This is a genomic window from Acinetobacter halotolerans (assembly GCF_004208515.1).
GTDB classification, from domain to species: Bacteria; Pseudomonadota; Gammaproteobacteria; order Pseudomonadales; family Moraxellaceae; genus Acinetobacter; species Acinetobacter halotolerans.
Genome location: NZ_SGIM01000016.1, coordinates 21,710 through 42,477, shown reverse-complemented (window position 1 = coordinate 42,477; position 20,768 = coordinate 21,710). Strand labels below are relative to the sequence as shown.

Genomic DNA, 20,768 nt, shown 5'->3' with positions numbered 1-20,768 from the left:
AATACTTTTTATTTATATTTGCAACTTTTAATGTTACATTAGATGTCCTTCTCTAAGTTCGATCTTTTTCATATGCGTCTCGATAGCAAACTTTCTCGTATGCTTCATGTGCTGCTTCACATGGCTAGGGAGAATAAAATTTTTACTTCAGAAGAGATCGCCCACATGCTTTCAACCAATGCTGTAGTGGTTAGGCGCACGATGGCTGGATTAAAGACCGCTGGTTTTATCCGATCAGAAAAAGGACCTAAAGGGGGTTGGCATCTTATTGCCGATTTAGAAAAAATCACTTTACTGGATATTTACAATGCAGTTGGTGAGCCAACAATTTTTGCCATTGGCAATGAAAGAGAAAATCCTGAATGTGGTGTCGAACGTGTTGTAAATGCAGCTCTAGAAGATGCGATGCAACAGGCACAAGATATTCTTTTAGCAAAATTAAAAGCAACGACACTTGCTGACCTTGCATCCGAGTTTGATCAACTTTATCAAGCAAAAATGCATGACCACCATGCAGTAAAATCTTAATGTCGTCGTATTCAAGATTTTTCACAGAATTCGCTTACTTTGCGATCATGTAAATTATTAAAGAGCAGCCTGATAAATTGCGATACAATTCAACTTTATTTATAAATGACGGCGATATGTTTTCACAACTCGATATCAATCTATTGGTTTTGCTCATCTTACTCGCTGTTGGTGTTTTTAGTCATAATACTGCGGTGACGATTGCAACTGGGGTACTGATACTCGTAAAACTTACACCGTTAGAACAGTTTTTCCCTTATATCCAACAACATGGCCTAAACATTGGAATTATTATTCTTACTATCGGCGTGCTTGCACCTATCGCCAGCGGGAAAATAAGTGGCGAAAATATTTTAAAGTCTTTTATCAGTGTGAAGTCTTTAATCGCGATTGCTATCGGACTATTGGTCGCTTGGCTGGGAGGTCGTGGTATGAAACTCATGACTAGCCAACCCGATGTCATCGCAGGCTTATTGATCGGAACTGTCGCTGGTGTTGCGTTACTGAGAGGCGTTCCGGTTGGTCCGCTGATCGCTGCTGGGATTTTATCTGTTTTTATTGGGAAATCTTAATCTTCATAGTAAATCCGTTTTTGATAGAAAACCGTCTAATAGGCAGCTCAGAAAAATTAATTTCTCTCACCACCCATTCAACAGACGCTTGTTTTAACTATTTTTCATAATAAAAAGCTCGCTTCTGCGAAAATTTTTCTAACTGTTTTAAAAAGCCTTCAAAATAACTCTTATCTTTGTCTTCAGAACGATAGCCAGCATATAAAGTACGTCTTAACCCTTGAGGTGAAACGCAATCCAAACGACGACTGACCACCCAACCTTTTTGCTCATATTCCTTGACCACCCAATCAGGCAAAGCAGCGATCCCTCGCCCACTCGCAACCAACTGAATTAACATCTGCGTCAAATCGGTAGTTCGAATATACTTAGGTTGAATATTTGCAGGAATGAACAAATGCGCCATGATGTCCAAACGATGTTTATCGACGGGATAAGTGATTAAGGTTTCTTCTGCCAAATCTTGTACAGAAACATGTTCCGCACGGACAAAAGGATGTGTGTTAGATAAGACCAAGCGTGACTCATATTCAAAGATTGGAAAATACGCGATCCCCTTGAGTGCAATCGGATCTGCCGTAATCAATAAATCAAATTCCGCATTTTGGAGTAATTCATGTGGGTTTGATTCAAAGCCTGCGGCAAAATCCAAATCGACATCGGGATATTGATGACGATATTGGTTTAATAAAGGCATCAACCAATCAAAACAACTATGACACTCAGATGAAAAGATGATCCGCCCTGTTTGCCCATGTACGATACGTGCAATATCAGTTTGGGTAATTTGTACCTGTGGCAGTACATCATCTGCAAGTTTGAGCAAACGTTCTCCAACATTAGAAAAGGTCACTGGACGGCTACGGCGATTGACCACTTCGATACCATACCAATGATCAAGCTCTTTGAGTTGGTGAGAAATTGCCGAAGGGGTAAGACACAAATCAGCTGCGGCGGCAACCAAAGAACCATGCTCTCGTAATGCTGTTAATGTTTTTAAATGACGAAGTTCTAGCACGACATGAACCAAAAATGAATATATTTCATTTTAACACTAAATTAGTGAGATTGTCTCAACATGAGCTGTTTTTGATTAGTTTAATCGCAGTTGAATTTTACTCATTTTAAAAGTGATAATCTATGATGTTGGCTTTAACACCTATTCTTGGGTAACCAAAATTTTTAGGACATGCCTTTATTAGAATAATTCAGTTCAACCTGAGAATATTTCATTTAATTCAAATTCAAGAAATGTATAAAGCCTTTACAATAGATGATTATTCACTTATTTATCTTTGTTTGCCATGTCTCTTGAACGTCAAAAGCTTACACTGCCTGAAGGTCACGATAAATTATTATTACATTCATGCTGCGCTCCCTGCTCAGGTGAGGTCATGGAAACATTAATCGACTCTGGTATCGACTTTTCGATCTTTTTCTATAATCCCAACATTCATCCAGTCAAAGAATATTTAATTCGTAAAGAGGAAAATATTCGTTTTGCCGAGAAGCATAATATTCCTTTTATCGACTGTGACTACGATACCGACAATTGGTTTGCACGTGCCAAAGGTATGGAAGACGAACCTGAGAAAGGCATTCGCTGCACCATGTGTTTTGATATGCGTTTCGAGAGAACTGCACTGTATGCCCATGAACATGGCTTTGGCTTAATTAGTAGTTCGTTGGGTATTTCGCGTTGGAAGAATTTACAGCAAATCAATGATTGTGGTCTTCGAGCTGCATCACATTATCCAGAAATGCAATATTGGGACTATAACTGGCGTAAAAGCGGTGGTGCTGTACGGATGCTGGAAGTGAGTAAACGTGAAGAATTTTATCAGCAAGAATATTGCGGCTGTGTTTACTCTCTACGAGATACTAATCGCTGGCGTATGAGCAATGGACGCGATCGCATTAAACTCGGCGTAAAATTCTATAGCAATGCGATGGATGATGAACACAATGAATCAACTTGATGAATAGAATGAAAAGCGGGCAAATTTGATTAAAAAAAGGCTAATCCATTCTAGAGATTAGCCTTTCCATTTCTTAATTTACAGACAAACTAATAATGCTATAGAACTGATTACTTGGTTTTTTCTTGCTATCAACCGACTCTGTAACTTCGACTAAATATTCCCCTGCACTTGGGAAAACTAAATCCACTGTCCCATCTGTATTTGCTTTTAGGGTTTTCGCTTGTTCGTCCGTTGCACCTTTAGCGCGAAGCACAACTTCTGCATTTGCCAAAGGCTGATTCGCTTTTGCTACCTTCACTTTCGTGGTCTGATTCGCTTTTAACTCATTGGGATGAGTTAAAAATTCAACTTGAATTGGTGCGGAAGTTGGCTTTACTGGAGAACTTTTCTCTTTGGTGATGTAGGTAAATAATGACCATTCACGCGTCACCTCAACTGGGGCAATTTTCTTGCCTTTGAGATCAGCAGGAATCAGATAATCCCGTTCAGCTTTTGCTGGTGCTTTGTCTTCCGCGAGATCAAAAAATAATTTCCATTCTTTTTGGTCTTGTACATACTTCAATGGATAGCTTGCTTTGGTTTGTACGCTATAAGTACCTGAATCAGGTAATTTCAAATCAAAAATGGTTGTAGAAGCCAGTTTAGAATCAGGCTCCACGATTGTCTTGCTTTGGTTTGGATTCGTGATCTCAAATTTTGCATCTTTTAAAGCATATTCACTGTTCAATGCTTCTTCAGCATAACCTGAAAAAACTGCAACTTGTGTATTTGTAGTTTGATATGCAACAGGCGCAACATAAGGTTCATGCGCAAAGCTATAACCTGAAATCATAACAAATGACGCGATCAGTAATTTTTTCATGATTTTCCCACCCTTTATCTCACTCAACAATGCTTTGATTGGATTGAACTGTTTTAGCAATAATTTTATGCATTGCATTATACATAAATGAAAATAATTATCATAAAGATTTGCGTTTTATATTTAAAATCCGACTTTTGATCTTTATAGCAATGTAAAAATTACGTTCTGTTTCACCTTTATTCAATCTGCTCGATATAATACGCAGGTTTTATTTCTCTTCGAGATGTCATGTCTTCGCAAAGCACTCCCATGTCCTTACAGACACCCAAAAACTACTCCTTATTCCTTGTGATTTTTTCTCTAGCAATTGGGAGTTTCTGTATTGGTACAACAGAATTTGTTGCAATGGGACTGATCCAAGAAATAGCCGCAGATTTAAATGTAAGTGTTCCTCATGCAGGTTATTTCATTAGTGCATATGCGCTTGGTGTAATGGTTGGTGCACCGATTATTGCAATATTAGGCGCGAAAATTCCACGTAAAACCTTATTACTGGCGCTGATGTTGTTCTACGGTCTAGCAAATGCAGCTACAGCACTCGCAACGACTTCAGAGACCATGCTCATTTCACGTTTCATCGCTGGGTTCCCCCATGGTGCTTACTTTGGTGTTGCTGCTTTAGTTGCAGCAGAACTGGCAGGTAAACAACGTCGAGCGATTGCCATTGCCCAAGTGATGATGGGATTAACAGTTGCAAATGTGATTGGCGTGCCAATCGCAACGTGGCTCGGTCAACAATTTGGTTGGAAAGCTGGTTTTGAATTTTCAGCTGTGATTGCTTTTATTACCCTCATTGGGGTGAGCTTTTTTGTACCCAATATCCCGCTTCAAAAAGCAGCCAGCATTCGAGCTGAGTTAGCTGGTTTAAAAAATATCAATATGTGGCTCACACTTGCAGTCGGAGCAATCGGCTTTGGCGGCATGTTCTCAGTATATAGTTACATTTCGCCTATTCTGACCGAATACACCCATGCCAATATTGAAATCGTTCCCGTTGCATTGGCTATTTGGGGTGTTGGTATGGTGATTGGTGGTTTGGTTGCTGGCTGGCTAGCCGATCGCTATTTATTTAAAACCATGATTGGAATCTTAATTAGTTCTGCCCTTACCTTTGTGTTTGCAAGTTTTATGATGTCAAATCTCTATACAGCGATTGCTGCCCTCTTTTTAATCGGCTTTACGGTGATTGGTTTAGGAAGTGCTTTGCAAACGCATTTAATGGATATCGCAGGAGATGCACAAACTTTGGCGGCATCATTAAATCACTCTGCATTTAACTTAGCCAATGCATTGGGCGCTTTTCTGGGTGGATGGGTACTCAGCCATAATATGGGATGGTTGGCACCGATTTGGGTGGGCTTTGTACTTAGTTTAGGCGGGTTGGTGATATTATTAATTGCCCTCGCTTATGCAAAATATTCGCGTGATAAAGAATCGGTCTTATCTTAATGTCCGATTTTAAGTTTTTTTATTTTCATCTTTAGTCTAGCTACCAATTAATGAGTGGCTAGACTCATATTCAAAACAATGCAGAAGTATTCAAACACTATAAAATGTCAAAAATTCGAATACAAAAAGAAAAATTGAGTTGAGTCGATAATCGGTTTAATGACAGATATCACCAAAAGCAAAGCCATACATCTATTAAATATTTGAACTTTCTGTTGATCGTTGACGAGCGATTTCAAACGTTCCCCCATATATGCCCAAATACCGACACTTGGAATACTCACTAAACCAAATACAGCACCAATAAAAATCAATTCAGCAAGATTGCTATCGACTGAACTATACGTTGCTATTGCACCCATTGCCATAATCCATGCTTTGGGGTTGACCCATTGAAACAACGCTGCGCCAATGAAACTTAATGGTTTATCAACTTGGGTATCGGTTTTAATGCTACCTGCTCGATAAATTTTATAGGCTAAATACAATAAATAGCTAATCCCTACGATTTTTAAGACTTCATAAAGCAATGGTGAAGAACCAAGTACAGCTCCAATCCCGTAACCAACAAGAATCACCATGACCCCAAAACCAAAACCTATCACTAAAATATGCGGGACACTTCGTTTTAAGCCAAAATTTAAACCTGATGCAGCCAACATAATGTTATTTGGACCAGGTGTGATTGAGGTCACAGTTGAATACACAATAAAAGAGAAAAAAGTCAGTAAAGTCATAGAGAAAAATAATTCATTTGTTTAAATTTTCATTTAATATAACATCTAACTCATCCCATTTTTCATTGATTATTATAATAAAATAGATATTTACTCGGATAACTTCTCACCACAATGAGGACAATACTTTTTTTGTTTCTGCTGGTTTTCTTGTTCCTCTAGCAGTTTTTCCTTGACCAATTGCATAATAATTTCATGGGTTAGCTCTTTAGGTAAACCTACATTAATGCGAATCTTTTCAATTTCATTTTGATCATGTAGCAAATCAAGTCCTTTACGTTGCAAGGCTTCTCGAAACTCTTGTTCTAGCTTCTGATTTCGTAAATTAAGTTCGTTTGCCAGTCCTGAGGCCAAAATACCCGCAGGCAGTGCTGCAATCCCCACACCCAAAATCGTGATCAAAGCGCCTAAGAATCGCCCCATATTGGTCACAGGCGTAACATCACCATAACCCACCGTCGTTAATGTGACCACTGCCCACCACATGGATTGAGGTATTGAACTAAAAGCTTCTGGTTGTACTTTATTTTCAACCACATACATCGCTGATGCAGTCATGATAATCATAATCACTAAAATGAAAATAACTGCCTGAAAAGAACCTTTCTCGCGTTGAATGACTCTCAGCAAAATTTGCAAAGAAACAAAATAGCGAGTTAATTTCAATAAGCGTAATAGTCGTAAAATTCGAAGTACACGTAGATCGAAGTTGACGAAGAAATTTAGATACGCTGGTAAAATCGCAAGTAAGTCGATAATTGCCCCACCACTTTTCATCCATTTAAAGCGTTGCTGCCAAGCAGGAGTTGTGGGATCTTTTTCTGCAATACTCCATACTCTCAACATATACTCAATCGAAAAAATAGCGATAGATATATTTTCAAAAATTTCAAAATGAGCTTGGTATGGATAAAAAATTGAATCTATCGATTCAAGTATGACCGCTGCTGTATTCGCCACAATGAGCACAATCAAGAAATAGTTAACACATCGACTAAAAGTCGTTTGATAGTCATCTTCATGTAATGTTTTATAGGCAAAGAATCGTAATCGTTGCCATGAAAATAGAGTCATACCGCACTTATAATTATGTAAACCAAGCTAAAAATGTAACACACCAAGGAAATATTTAATAACTGATTTCGATCTAACTCGCTAACTTTCCTAAATCATGCAAAAAGAATTATTAATTTACGCGTGTTATCACGCTCTATCTACAAAACTCCCTTTGAATTTCAGTCACTCACTTTTGATAATTAGGTCTTAACGGTTGTTTCTTTAAAGATTCATTCATAAAGAACTATAAATTTTATTAAACCCATGACAACAAGGGGAATTCCTATGGGATTCAAACTCCTCCCTACGCTTATTTCTTTATTTATTACCCTGATTATTTGGTTCATTATTCCCGTACCGATAGGTGTCGATCCTAATGCTTGGCATTTATTGGCGATGTTTGTAGGTGTAATTGCAGCAATCATCGGTAAAGCCATGCCCATTGGCGCAATCGCGATTATTGCGATCATGCTCGTTGCAATTACGGGTGTAACCAACGATAGTCCAAGCGGCGCTATCCAAGATGCATTGAGCAGTTTCTCCAACCCTTTGATCTGGTTGATTGGTATCGCAATCATGATCTCCAAAGGTTTACAGAAAACTGGACTTGGTGCTCGTTTAGGTTATTTATTTATCGCGGTCTGGGGTAAGAAAACAGTGGGTATCGGCTACAGCATGGTCCTGTCTGAGTTAATTCTTGCACCTGTTACCCCGAGTAATACTGCACGTGGCGGTGGGATCATTCATCCTATTGTTCGTGCGATTTCGACTAGTTATGACTCAGACCCAGCAAAAGGAACTGAGGGACGCATGGGAAAGTATTTAGCCCTTGTCAGCTATCAGGCCAATCCGATTACCTCTGCGATGTTCATCACAGCAACAGCCCCAAACCCTTTAGTTGTTGATCTTGTCGCAAAAGCAACAAACAGCGAAATTTATTTAAGTTGGAGTACTTGGGCGTTGGCGATGCTACTGCCTGGTTTAATTGCATTGATCGTGATGCCATTGATTCTGTATTGGATGTATCCGCCTGAAGTGAAAGAAACACCGAATGCTGCTCAATTTGCTAAAGATAAATTAAAAGAAATGGGTTCAGTGAGTCGAAATGAAATCATCATGCTGGGCGTATTTGGTATTTTACTACTACTGTGGGCAGGGATCCCTGCCATGATTTTTGGTCCTGCGTGGGTTGTTGATCCAACCACAACCGCATTTATTGGTTTAGCATTATTACTGCTCACTGGTGTGCTGACTTGGGAAGATATTCTGACGCAAAAAAGCGCATGGGATACGATTACTTGGTTCGCCGCTTTGGTGATGATGGCAACTTATTTAAATAAGCTCGGCTTAATTGCATGGTTCTCAGGTGTATTAGAAAGTGGTATTGGTTCACTTGGTTTAAGCTGGATGCCTGCTTGTTTATTATTGATGCTTGCCTACTTATATGCACATTATATGTTTGCCAGTACCACAGCACATATTACCGCAATGTTTGCAGCCTTCTATACCGCAGGGATTGCGCTTGGTGCCCCACCGATGTTGTTTGCCTTAATGATGGCAGCCGCTTCTAGTATCATGATGACTTTAACCCATTATGCAACGGGTACATCGCCTGTTGTATTTGGTTCGGGTTACACCACACTGGGTGAATGGTGGAAAGCTGGTTTTGTCATGAGTGTCGTCAATATCATTATCTTTGTGGTGATTGGCGGACTTTGGTGGAAAGTATTGGGTTATTGGTAGGATTGTTTTAGTTTTAAAAAAGCCCCTTATGATGGGGCTTTTTCATATATATTTGAAAGAATTATGCATAGCACAGGAATAAAACCACTCTTTTTTTAATTGCTTAAAGTCTGATATGTCATTCCAAATGAGGGGTTATATTTAAGTGCCTCCTCCAATTCTAGCGTAGGAATCACCACAACTTTCTTATGCCTTTTTCCAAAAGAATCTACAATGCAAATCTTTATTTTAGTTTTTTTATTCTTTATAACAGGTGACATAGCACCCCAACTCTCAGCCTGCTCAAAATATACAATTCCATTAATACCCTTACCTATTTGAATAAATTTTTCAATCCTATTAGGAGAATGCTTATTTAATTGAGTTAAAAATGGATAAACTTTTACTCTATCACCGATTTTAATTTGAAAATCATCTAAAGCGACTGTTTGATTCTTTATCCAAAACCATCCCAAACGATACTTAACCCAGTTCAAGCTAAATGGAATTATATTCCATTTATATGCAATATGTATTTTTTCAATACTCGATGGCAAGTTACCAATATTTTTAAGATTCAAATAAAGCACTACAGCTGTAATATGGGCTTCATATCCATTGTAGATTCGCCCAGTCTTAAATGTACAAGCAAATGTAGGTCCGTCAATCGTGTTAATTTTAAATTTTGGTTTATTATTTAAATATTTTACAATCCAACTAAAACTTGCAATTACAAGCCCAAATAAAAATATAAATAAAGCCAATACACCTTGATTTGCATTTAGATAAACAGGGTCTATGTATTTTTCCATTTATACCTTGATATTAAAATTTAGATTAATTAGAAAGTATTTTAACAAAATAAGGGCTGAATCATCAGCCCTTATTTTAGCTTTTTGCTCAAACAAAGCATAGCTTTGTTCTTGCGCTAGTGAAAAGCCTATCGGCTTTTCTTGATCCTAGCTCATTAAGTCAATTGTGCAGCTTGGATTTTCTTAGTATCAACTTGATCAGCTTCGTTTGTATATTCGCTCATCTTGTCAAAGTTTAAGTATTTGTAGATGTCAGCAGAAGCGCTGTCGATTTGCGACGCGTACTGTTGATATTCTTCTGGGCTTGGTAATTTGCCAAGAACAGCAGCTACAGATGCAAGCTCAGCAGAAGCTAAGTAAACGTTCGCACCTTGACCTAAACGGTTCGGGAAGTTACGAGTAGAAGTCGATACACATGTCGTGTTCGGTGCTACACGTGCTTGGTTACCCATACACAATGAACAGCCCGGCATCTCAGTACGCGCACCAGCACGACCATAGATGTTGTACATGCCTTCTTCCATCAACTGATGTTCGTCCATACGTGTTGGTGGAGCCAACCATAAACGAGTCGTTAATGAACCACTTGGTACTTTATCAAGTAACTGACCAGCCGCACGGAAGTGACCGATGTTAGTCATACAAGAACCGATGAATACTTCATCAATTTTGTCGCCTTGAACGTCAGAAAGAAGCTTCGCATCATCTGGGTCATTCGGGCAGCAAAGGATTGGTTCTTTGATGTCAGCAAGATCGATTTCATACACTTTAGTGTATTCAGCATCAGCATCCGCTTTTAACAAGCTCGGGTTATCCAACCACTTCTGCATGTTTTCTACACGACGTGCCATAGTACGCGCATCGCCATAACCTTCAGCGATCATCCACTTCAACATAGTCATGTTTGAACGTAAGTATTCAGCAACTTTCTCTTCAGAAAGTGTGATCGAACAGCCAGCAGCAGAACGTTCAGCAGACGCATCAGAAAGTTCGAATGCTTGTTCAACCGTCAAGTCATTTTCCATTTCTGTTAAGTCAATCTCAAGGATACGACCAGAGAAGATGTTTTTCTTACCTTTCTTCTCTACAGTTAAGTCACCTGCTTGAATCGCATAGTAAGGAATCGCATGTACAAGGTCACGTAAAGTGATACCAGGCTGCATTTTACCTTTGAACTTAACAAGAACAGATTCAGGCATATCCAGTGGCATAACACCAGTCGCAGCTGCGAAAGCAACTAGACCAGAACCCGCTGGGAATGAAATACCGATTGGGAAACGCGTATGTGAGTCACCACCTGTACCAACAGTATCTGGAAGTAACATACGGTTTAACCAAGAATGGATAATACCGTCACCTGGACGTAAAGATACACCACCACGGTTCATAATGAAGTCAGGTAATGTATGGTGAGTAGTTACGTCAACTGGCTTTGGATAAGCAGCAGTGTGACAGAAAGACTGCATCACTAGATCCGCTGAGAAGCCCAAGCAAGCTAAGTCTTTTAATTCGTCACGTGTCATAGGACCAGTTGTATCTTGCGAACCAACAGTGGTCATCTTAGGTTCACAGTATGTACCTGGACGGATACCTTGACCTTCAGCTAAGCCACAAGCGCGACCAACCATCTTCTGCGCTTGAGTAAAGCCTTTACCTGTGTCAGCAGGTTGTACTGGCGTACGGAACAATGTAGAAGGCTCTAAACCTAATTCTTCACGTGCTTTTGCAGTCAAACCACGACCGATGATCAAGTTAATACGACCACCAGCACGTACTTCGTCTAAAAGTACAGGCGTTTTAAGTTCTGCTTCTGAAATTTGTGCACCATCTTTGAATGCAGTTACTTTTGCAGCAGCATGGTCAATTTTCAATACAACTTCGTCGCCCATGTTCATGTTAGCAACGTCGATTTCTACAGGCAACGCACCTGCATCTTCCATTGTATTGAAGAAAATTGGTGCAATTTTAGAACCTAAGCACACACCACCATCTTTTTTGTTTGGAATGTGTGGAAGTTCATCACCAAAGAACCAAAGAACAGAGTTAGTTGCAGATTTACGAGATGAACCCGTACCAACAACGTCACCGACGTAAGCAACTTGGTTGCCTTTCGCGATCAATTCTTTGATTTGGTTTAATGGACCAACTTCACCTGGTTTTTCAGGGTTGATACCATCACGTTCATTTTTCAACATTGCATTCGCATGCAATGGAATGTCTGGACGACTCCAAGCATCTTGTGCAGGAGACAAGTCATCGGTATTGGTTTCACCAGTTACTTTGAACACAGTGATTTTAATTTCTTCTGGAACGTCAGGACGGCTTGTGAACCATTCCGCATCAGCCCAAGACTGTAAAACAGCTTTTGCATTTACGTTGCCAGCTTTCGCTTTTTCAGCAACATCATGGAATGCATCAAATACTAGAAGCGTCTTTTTCAATGCTTCAGCAGCTAAGCCTGCAAGTTCAGCATTGTCAAGAAGTTCAACAAGTGGTGCTACGTTATAACCACCAAGCATCGTACCAAGTAAGTAAACAGCACGTTCTTTAGTAATAAGTGGAGAAGTCGCTTCGCCTTTTGCAACCGCCGCTAAGAAAGCAGCTTTTACATAAGCAGCTTGGTCAACACCTGCTGGAACACGATTTTCAAGCAAATCTACTAAATATGCCTCTTCACCTGCAGGTGGATTTTTTAATAATGCTACGAGTTCAGCAGTTTGAGCATCATCAAGTGGCTTCGGTGGGACTCCGAGTGCGGCACGTTCTGCAACGTGTTGGCGGTAAGCTTCTAGCACAGTGTTATTCCTCTTCTTTAAAAAATTACTTGTAAGTTCCAGCTTTGTACAAGCTTTACAAGCAATATGGACAGCAAAATTTTACTAGACTTCGCGTTAAAAGTTAATGCAACTGCCGTATATCTACGTGATGACCATTATTTTATAGCGAAATGTTCATACCTTTTAAATACCGCTTTGGTCTTACTCGAAAGTCTAATAAAACATTACAAACATAAAAAAAGACAACAGCGTTGTCTTTTCGATTAACACATTAAAATGATTTATAACTCGGTAGCTTATCGTGTGGAGTGGCTAAGCATTGATCAGTATATTGCTGCTTCAGTTTGTCGCGTATAAGCTCTGGGTCCGCTTTTATTTGCTCTACTGGCATTGCATATACATTTTCAATAATTTCAAAAATAAATTTACGTGTTGTTTCATCATCAACTTTATCAGCATGTTCTAAGGCTTGTTTTTGCTCAATTCCATTTTGACGATCCAACGTAATAGAACGTGCTGCATTTCCCACACTTACACAATAGCCATGCCATTGTTCTTCAGGAGTTAATGGCTTTTTTTCAGCACAACCAACCAAAACTAAACCTATTGCAATCAACAAAACTTTTTTCATCATCATACTACGGCTAATTTGATGCGCACATCATACTAAAACTTACTTATTTTGCAAAAGGACGCATTTGAAACCGACCTTTTAGCAATAAAAACATACAAATCATGTATCACTATACATGGTATTACTGATCTTTTGGCATTTAACGCCATTTACCGAGATAAATCGTATCCATGGCTCAGAACATAGAGACACTCTTAAATAAAAAAACCTGCTTTATTTGCATAAAACAGGTCTGATTTAAACTCTAGAATCTCCAGTTATAGAAGACATCGATAGCTCGCTCTAAAGACTGACTTGCTTCGAGATATAGACGTCGATTCATTTGATAACGTAAGGTCAATTTATTAACGGGGGTAAATACACCAATACCATAGCGGATGAATAGATCTGGCGTGATATATCCAGTCAGACTCACTTGGGTATCATCGCCAGTACCTTGTGCATCAAGCGCTAAGCCACTTAAACCAAAAGTTCGTCCAATTTGGTTGGTGAGTGCTCGTGTGCCACCCAAGCCCATACTAATCCCCGCAGCAGCGATCGTATTATTTACATCAGACTTAAACCCTTCGGTATTACTTAGACCACTGCTGCCTTCATTGATGCGCCCTGTCAATAATGCATTCAATGCTTCTTGTTCAGAGAGACCTGCATCGTTATAAATTTGAATGTTCGGAACGGTTGCTGTTCCTGTTACACGGATCCCGACCATGCTGCCTTGAACTGGCTTATTGGTATCAATATCAAGTGTTGGATTGGCTAGCGGGCCATTAAAACGTGCAATAGCACGATTCAAGTCTAAGCTTTGGCCGTATGCTTCAATTTTAACTTTTTGGCTGACACCAATCGCACCATTGGCACGCATAGCAGTTTCCAAACCGCGTTGTGATAAATGTAATCGACCAACCAAAGGAATATTACTTTCAAAACCTTGGAAAATAACTTGATTCCCCAAAGTAACCGTCATATCTGCACGAATATCCCAAGGTTTCGATGCCTTTAATGTCGCAAGCAAATCTTGGCCTTGATGAACCACACGAACATCTGGTGAAAGTGTTACAACGCTTGCTGTTGTTTCAGGCATAGAAATTCGAGCACGCGGCACATCAATTGTACCTTTCAAACTTAAGCGTTGATCGAGTGGATAAACATCTAAACTTAAATCAGGTTTAACAACTGCTGTAATCATTGGCGCTTGGCGAACCAATAAGTTGTCACCTTTTAAAGTCAGCGCCAAATGTGGCTTATCTTTCCAATCAAAACTACCTTTAATACGCCCAACACCTTGACCGCTATTAAATGCACCATCAATACTTGCAGAGTCTTGGCGAATAGATGAATACAGTTGCATATTGGTTAAATTTACGGGGAGTGAAATCATACTGATTGCACCATTTTTCAAACGCATTTCACCCGTAAATTGCGGCTGCGTAAGTGTTCCGTTAATTTTACCTGCAAGCGCAAGTGTACCCGCCATAGAACGGACATCTTTAATAAACGGTTTAAAGATTTTCAATTGAACATCATTAAATGCAACCTCACCACGCATAGGCATACCCGTTTGAAATGGATTCACCACAACGTTGGCATAACCTGTTCCAATATCGGGAGTTTTCATATCAACACGGAACAATAGTCCATCACTGACACTTTTTGCGATTAAACTTAACTCGTCATAAGTCACTGTGGTTGCGATATCTTGTGGATCTTCGGCGGCTAAACCAATCTCGCCTTTTCGTGTCACTAAACGTGAATCTAACTTAGGTCGAGCACCTTTTACCCAAGATGCTTTTGCATAACCATTGAGCTGACCCGTAACTGCCAAACCATCAGGCATAAATGCAGCAAAGTCTTTCAAGTCTAAGTCTTTCGTGATAAATGAAAAACTTCCTTTTTCCTTACTGATACGAGCCGGTTGATCTAAACACAATTGGCTTTCTGCACTTTGCCAGCAATGTTGTCCCACATATAACTCAGATCGTGCAGAGGTATAGATGATTGGCGTATTTTGGTTTTGTACTAAATTGATGCGACGAGAGTTAAGATTACCCTTTTGAATTTGTCCTAACCAATCGTTGTTTTGGTTAAAGCCACCAGCAAGTTGTACATAAAAGTTGGTGTACGCATTTTTACTTTCGAGTTTTAACAGATGTGCCTTACGCGTTCCCGATAAATTGACTGTCGCTTTTTCGATTTCACGTTTGCCACTTCGTAAATGATCCAATGTCGCGGTCAATTGCGTAGGCGTGGTTTCTGAAGTTGGTAACTCGCCTTGAATACGTAAAGATTTAACGCTTACTAAATCCTTAAAAGCAAAACTATCAACTGCTATATTTGCAGTAGCTCGTAAACGCGGTTGAGATTGTACATTGAAACCACCATAAGCACGTCCACGTAAGCCAGGATATAGCTCATATAATGCAGGGGCATTTACTTTAAAGTTTAGACTTTGCGCATTCCCCGTTGCTTGAAGCTGGTTTTGCCCATAAGCAAAAAATAAATTATTTGCTTCAAACTGCTGCGGTAAGAAACCCGTCTGATTTGCATCCAACAATAGAGAGAGATTTCCACGCCCACGTATAGGTTTATTATTGAGGAAACCCGCTACATTGAGCTGACGGACATCTATACGCTTGACCCGTTCTGACCAAACCCCTTGAGTTTTTACATGACCTGAAACTTCACCTTTCAGACTAGAAACAAAATACTGAGGTTTAAAGCGGACTAAAGACATTTCCATGTTCCAGCCTAGCTTATCTTTAAGATCAACTTTACCGGTTGCAAACATTTTTCCAGCAACACCATCATGCTTTAATTCATTGATTTGAATCTCGGTAGGTGTTCCCGCAATATTAATCTTTAAAAGTCCCTTTCCTTGGTTTAAAGCATTTAATGAACCATCATAATCCACAGAAAAACGCTTAAATCCACCACCTGCTTGAACATCGTCAAACATCAATGTGGTTGTACTCTTGCCTTGAAGTACAATCGTTTCATTTTGATTCGCTTGAGCAAGCTTTCCTTTTAAGTCGATATGTTCAAATTGAATAATCTGTTGATTTGGTTTTGCAAATCCATAGGCTTTGATTTCGCCATTGAGTAAATTTACAGGCGCTTCAGCAACCACTGTTTGGGGGTTGAAATCTTGTGCTTTCAGTTGGGCTTGCCATGATAATTGCTGTTTTTCATGCGGCAATTTCACCTTGGCTTGGCCAGTTAGGCTGCCTTTATCCGCTTGATAGAGAAAGTTTTCAACATTTAAAATATTCGATTTCAAATCAACGCGAGCATCATATTTCCCTGCTGGCAATAAACCTTGCTCATTGGGGCGTACAGTCGTTGTAAGGTGAATATCTTGCTGATTTTCCGTCAAAGTCACATTGGTTTGACCATCTGCACTGCTTAACCAACCAATATATGGCATCGCTCGATCAATACCTTGCCAAGCAATATCTAACACCATGGGTTGAGGCTTATTATTCTGTGCTTCTGGCTGCTTTAATTTAACCTGCCAAGATTCATATTTATCAAAGGCTAGCTGTGCATTGAGTGCTAATCCTTTTTCCAATGAACCCGAAGCACTTATGTTTGCATCCAAGCTCGGAGGTAAAAAATCCTGAACAACTTGGGGTAGCGTTTTATCTTTTGGGTTTAAGCCATCTAAACGCCCTTTGATATCCCATGACACTTGTTCATTCCAATTTACAAAGCCTGTTAAGCCAACCGAACCCCCCATCAACTGGCCATTAAAGTCCTTGATATTCAGTTGATTTTTAAGATCAGTTTCCATAAGTGCATTATACTTACCTTCAGGGAGTTGCTCGCCTTTCAGGTCTGTATCCAGACTTAAGTTCAACTTTTCAATATCACCACTAAATCTTGCAATACCATCTTTCGCGAAAAGTTTTTGTTCTTTCAGGATAGGAAGATGGTAGTTTTTGAATAACAACGCACCTTTCATAGGTACTTGATCACGCACAGGATGAACCACCACCCAACCTGTTAGGAGGTCTGGGGTCTGGGTCGCCACACCAGCTCTCAAAGTATCCAAAGTACCAGTCGCCACGACCTTGATGGTCTCAATGTCTATACTTTTTAGCGATGGAATAATCAGATCTGCTTTTAGATCTAAAGGATATTTACCATTAAAATCCATTTGACCTGTCGCATTTTTGACTGCCAAATATCCCATGTCCATACGAGAATCTTCAAACTCTAATTTCGTATCAGACCATAGTGCATCTTTTAAATAAATATCATTAAAATCAACTTTCGCAGTTGTGGTTTTTATTTCTAAATGATCTACAGTCGCATCATCAACACGAAGTACAAATGGCAGCTTGATTGGCGCGAAATCGAATGGTTTTCCTGATGGCGGCTTTTTATTGGTAATCACCAAATTAGAAATATCTGCATGGCTCAAATGCAATTCTTTATTTAATAAAGCTCTCCATCCCAAAGAGACATCTGCACGATTCAAAGAAACATCAACTGCCTCTAATTTTACCAAGACGTTTTTTAAAATAATGCCTCTTAATAAATTACCACTTCCATATTCATACTGAATTATTTTTTGGCTCTGGAGTACACGATCTAATAAAAAACGGCTGCCCTTATCTGTTGACATCATTACAAATAACGAACTAACCAAGAATAAAAGAATGAACAGCACCACCAGCACAATACTCCGAAGAATACGCCGTTCCGGTCTTGGTACAGTTGGAGGTGTGATTTGCTGTTCTGCGTCCGTCATAGTTAACCTAAAATTGTTTCCCTTTTAAAGGGCTATAAAAAGTCGTTAAAGTTGTGGCCCAATAAAGAAATGCAGTCGAATCGGCCTGTTCTCATTAGAAATACCTGATGCAACATCCAAGCGAATCGGACCAATCGGAGATCTCCAGCGAATACCAACACCTACACTATATTCAGTTGGATTGCTAAACTCTTTGTCAAAAGCATTTCCAAAGTCAGAAAAAACCGCAGCTCGCCAACCATCTTTAAATTGATAGTTATATTCCAAAGATCCGACCCCTAAAGCCTGCCCACCAATTTTATATCCATCTATTTCTGGGGATAGACTTTTATAATCAAACCCACGTAAGGATTGATCACCGCCCGTAAAGAATCGCAAATTATAAGGGACTTTATTAAAATCATCGGTAAAAATATAACTTGCATCGCCACGTCCGACAAATTGATGATTGTCATTTTCTCCGAGTGAGTAAATAAATCTCCAACCTGCCCCTAAAATCGCCATATTGGCATCTGAAAGTAATGACTCGCTTCCTAATTCAAGCTTATAAATCTGTTTAAAACCTTTGGTTGGGTTTAAACGCGTGTTGGAATTGGTTTTAGATATCTCATAACCTAAGAGTAATGATTGCTGCTCAGAGTTTGTACCCGCAGCTTTAAAAGCATCAGGCAATTCAGAAATATCAACATTCCCTCTTTCTGTTAAGCGGTCTAAACGATAGCGTAAACCAAAAGTATGTTGCCAATTACCAAGTGGATTTTTAATAACACGCTCACCACCAAGAACAGCGGATTCAACTAACAAACCGATATTCGGACCAATATCATCTCGATCTTCGCGCTCATAACCACCCACAAGGTTAAAGTAATCATTTAATGGGTGCTTATAAGGAATACTATAGCGCCCATCAATAGATTGGCGAATTTCAGAAACTTCAACGTTGGCATCAAAAGCATGACCATATTTATTGACGATTGCACGACGATACTGAGTACGAATACGCGCCCCCGTATCTGTACCATAACCAACACCAGTCTCAATCGTATTTAACCGATCCGCATTTAAAGTGACCACAACAGGAATTTTTCTTTCTATACGAGCTTGTTCTTCAAGTGCTTTTCGATCTGAATCCTCATCTTGAGTATCGGGCATCGATCGCGCTAAAGAATAAGCAGGCGCAGGTTCGCTGCCTGTAAATTGGGATTCATCAACCACATCTTGCGTAACTTCTTCGGCAGAGGTAATTTTCTGTCTTGCTAAGTCCGCTTTTTGCTGAGTATTTAAGAGCTGAGATTGCTCAACACGTTGTTGATCAACCAAAGCTTGCAAGTCAGGCGGCAAGTCTAAAGGCGGTTGGATTTGATCCGGCTTGATGGTATCAACCAATGTGTAATTAAAATAACGAGTATTGGTTAAATTATTCGCCAATAAATTGACACGCCAAAAAGCATAATCATCACCCTCTTTCCAAGGAACTAAGCTATCCAATACTTTCTGTGTTAGTGGTAAAGGCTTGCTCGGATCACTCATCTTATATTGAACTTCTTTGAGTTCGTATCGCTCGCCAGTTTCATATTTTAAATTAATTTCAGCTGTTTTCTCAGGCTGACTAATTTTAACATCGTGCAGTCGCCAAAATGCGTCAAAGAAACCATTGTCTGAAGCCGTTGTTGCAATTTTATTTTTTGTTGCCTCATATTTGCCGTGATTGAAAATATCTCCTTCATCCTGTTCAGGAATCAAACCAATCACTTGGAATTGAGGGACATTTTCACCGGCGCCAGTAAATTCAATATTTTGTTCTTTTATCAGAACAGGTTCATTTGGGACCACATTTACTTTGACTTTGCTGTCACTCAGTTTTTCAAAGGTATAAGTCGAATCATAATAGCCGACTGCTTGTGCTGCTTGATTGGTCAACACACGTAATTGAGGCAAAGCCACATTAAATTCTTCGAAAGCTTCCTGTGTGAAACTGGAAAGCTTCGCTTTAATATTTGCCGCAAGCACTGGTGGCGCACCTGTTACATCGGCACTAATACGAGGAATTTTATCTGCACCAAGCAAATTTTCAGGACGTAATCTATTCAAAATCCTTTTAAAGAACCCAACTTTTTCTTGCTCTTGATCTGATCGAACTTGAAACTCAGACAATGTCTTGCCTGATTCATTTGCTTCCACAATGATCTGACTATCGGTTTGGATATTTTGCATCAGCTGATCAATGTTAATAGGTGCTTGACTGATTTCTGTAAGTTCAGTTTGTGTTGCGTCATTGACTAAAATGTCTGCGTTTTTAGCAGTATCTTCCCGATAAGTCTGTGCTTGGTTTTTTGCATCTTCTGCGACCTGAAAAATTTCGTTTGCCATATTTTGATCAACAGTGATCACGGGCAAACTTTCTAAAGTTTCATCAAACTCAATCGGTTTCAATACATCAATTTGATTTGCTGACTGTTCCTGGTGTTTTAGTGCAGCCATACTATCTTGTGCAGGATCGTAATTTTGTTGATCTATTTGAAATGCTTGAATTGGGATTTCTGGAGCAGGAATGGTCTTTACCTGATCTTTCATCCGCTCAATTGTTTGATTTTCAATCGCCTCAGCAATTTGATCATCAGCATAAGTATTTGATATAAAACAACTAATCAAAAAACCACTACAAATAAGTTTAGGAAAGCTCTGCATTTTAAAAATTAAATGCATAGAATGAACTAATGTTGACTGTTTAAACTTAGATTTAGATAGCATGTAGTACTCTAAACTTACTTTTTTAATTTATCGTTTTTGATGGCTGAAAACTGGTTCAAATCTTTGATTTTTCATCCAATCAAACATGAAAGTATCATACATGTATTTTCGAGTATATTTACAGTACGTCACA

14 protein-coding genes are annotated in these 20,768 nt (G+C 39.4%); 5 read left to right on the top strand and 9 right to left on the bottom strand.

The genetic code is table 11. The annotated features are described in order from the left end of the window. Positions 1 to 72: 72 nt before the first annotated feature. Together EXE30_RS14755 and EXE30_RS14750 are read left to right on the top strand one after the other, a co-directional pair. Complete coding sequence (locus tag EXE30_RS14755) at positions 73 to 528, top strand: Rrf2 family transcriptional regulator (protein ID WP_130163054.1); 456 nt, start codon at positions 73 to 75, stop codon at positions 526 to 528. 116 nt (positions 529 to 644) lie between these two features. After that, positions 645 to 1,100 carry a DUF441 domain-containing protein gene (locus tag EXE30_RS14750; protein WP_004670724.1) on the top strand — a complete coding sequence of 152 codons (456 nt, stop codon included), beginning with the start codon at positions 645 to 647 and terminating at the stop codon, positions 1,098 to 1,100. A gap of 97 nt (positions 1,101 to 1,197) precedes the next feature. Here the strand turns inward: EXE30_RS14750 and EXE30_RS14745 are convergent, their stop codons facing one another. Further along, on the bottom strand, positions 1,198 to 2,118 hold the full coding sequence (locus EXE30_RS14745; protein WP_165382419.1) for a LysR family transcriptional regulator: 921 nt from the start codon (positions 2,116 to 2,118) through the stop codon (positions 1,198 to 1,200). Positions 2,119 to 2,404: 286 nt separating this feature from the next. Between EXE30_RS14745 and EXE30_RS14740 the strand changes: the two genes are divergently transcribed. Continuing rightward, positions 2,405 to 3,079, top strand: a complete 675-nt coding sequence (locus tag EXE30_RS14740; protein WP_130163052.1) for an epoxyqueuosine reductase QueH — start codon at positions 2,405 to 2,407, stop codon at positions 3,077 to 3,079. A 73-nt stretch (positions 3,080 to 3,152) separates the two neighbouring features. On the opposite strand, the gene EXE30_RS14735 is transcribed toward EXE30_RS14740, so the two are convergent. Then, a complete protein-coding gene (locus tag EXE30_RS14735; RefSeq protein WP_130163051.1) occupies positions 3,153 to 3,944 on the bottom strand; it encodes a DUF4198 domain-containing protein in 792 nt (263 codons plus the stop codon). Positions 3,945 to 4,175: 231 nt separating this feature from the next. Here EXE30_RS14735 and EXE30_RS14730 point away from each other — a divergent pair, with 231 nt between their 5' ends. Next, positions 4,176 to 5,396 carry an MFS transporter gene (locus tag EXE30_RS14730; RefSeq protein WP_130163050.1) on the top strand — a complete coding sequence of 407 codons (1,221 nt, stop codon included), beginning with the start codon at positions 4,176 to 4,178 and terminating at the stop codon, positions 5,394 to 5,396. Between the two features lie 107 nt (positions 5,397 to 5,503). Here the strand turns inward: EXE30_RS14730 and EXE30_RS14725 are convergent, their stop codons facing one another. Next, positions 5,504 to 6,133: a LysE family translocator gene (locus EXE30_RS14725; protein WP_130163049.1), complete on the bottom strand. Its 630-nt coding sequence runs from the start codon at positions 6,131 to 6,133 to the stop codon at positions 5,504 to 5,506. A 90-nt stretch (positions 6,134 to 6,223) separates the two neighbouring features. Further along, complete coding sequence (locus tag EXE30_RS14720) at positions 6,224 to 7,207, bottom strand: ion transporter (protein WP_130163048.1); 984 nt, start codon at positions 7,205 to 7,207, stop codon at positions 6,224 to 6,226. A gap of 267 nt (positions 7,208 to 7,474) precedes the next feature. On the opposite strand from EXE30_RS14720, the gene EXE30_RS14715 reads away from it, so the two are divergent. Continuing rightward, on the top strand, positions 7,475 to 8,932 hold the full coding sequence (locus EXE30_RS14715; protein WP_130163047.1) for a DASS family sodium-coupled anion symporter: 1,458 nt from the start codon (positions 7,475 to 7,477) through the stop codon (positions 8,930 to 8,932). Between the two features lie 95 nt (positions 8,933 to 9,027). Here EXE30_RS14715 and EXE30_RS14710 read toward each other — a convergent pair whose 3' ends face one another. From EXE30_RS14710 to EXE30_RS14690, 5 genes are all read right to left on the bottom strand, one after another. After that, on the bottom strand, positions 9,028 to 9,723 hold the full coding sequence (locus EXE30_RS14710) for a hypothetical protein (protein ID WP_130163046.1): 696 nt from the start codon (positions 9,721 to 9,723) through the stop codon (positions 9,028 to 9,030). 155 nt (positions 9,724 to 9,878) lie between these two features. After that, a complete protein-coding gene (locus tag EXE30_RS14705; RefSeq protein WP_130163045.1) occupies positions 9,879 to 12,518 on the bottom strand; it encodes a bifunctional aconitate hydratase 2/2-methylisocitrate dehydratase in 2,640 nt (879 codons plus the stop codon). Between the two features lie 253 nt (positions 12,519 to 12,771). Further along, positions 12,772 to 13,131 carry a hypothetical protein gene (locus tag EXE30_RS14700; RefSeq protein WP_130163065.1) on the bottom strand — a complete coding sequence of 120 codons (360 nt, stop codon included), beginning with the start codon at positions 13,129 to 13,131 and terminating at the stop codon, positions 12,772 to 12,774. A gap of 247 nt (positions 13,132 to 13,378) precedes the next feature. Next, positions 13,379 to 17,884 carry a translocation/assembly module TamB domain-containing protein gene (locus EXE30_RS14695; RefSeq protein ID WP_130163044.1) on the bottom strand — a complete coding sequence of 1,502 codons (4,506 nt, stop codon included), beginning with the start codon at positions 17,882 to 17,884 and terminating at the stop codon, positions 13,379 to 13,381. 45 nt (positions 17,885 to 17,929) lie between these two features. Then, the gene (locus tag EXE30_RS14690) at positions 17,930 to 20,635 is read right to left on the bottom strand and encodes an autotransporter assembly complex protein TamA (RefSeq protein ID WP_130163043.1); all 2,706 of its coding nucleotides are present in this window, start codon (positions 20,633 to 20,635) and stop codon (positions 17,930 to 17,932) included. Positions 20,636 to 20,768 lie beyond the last annotated feature (133 nt).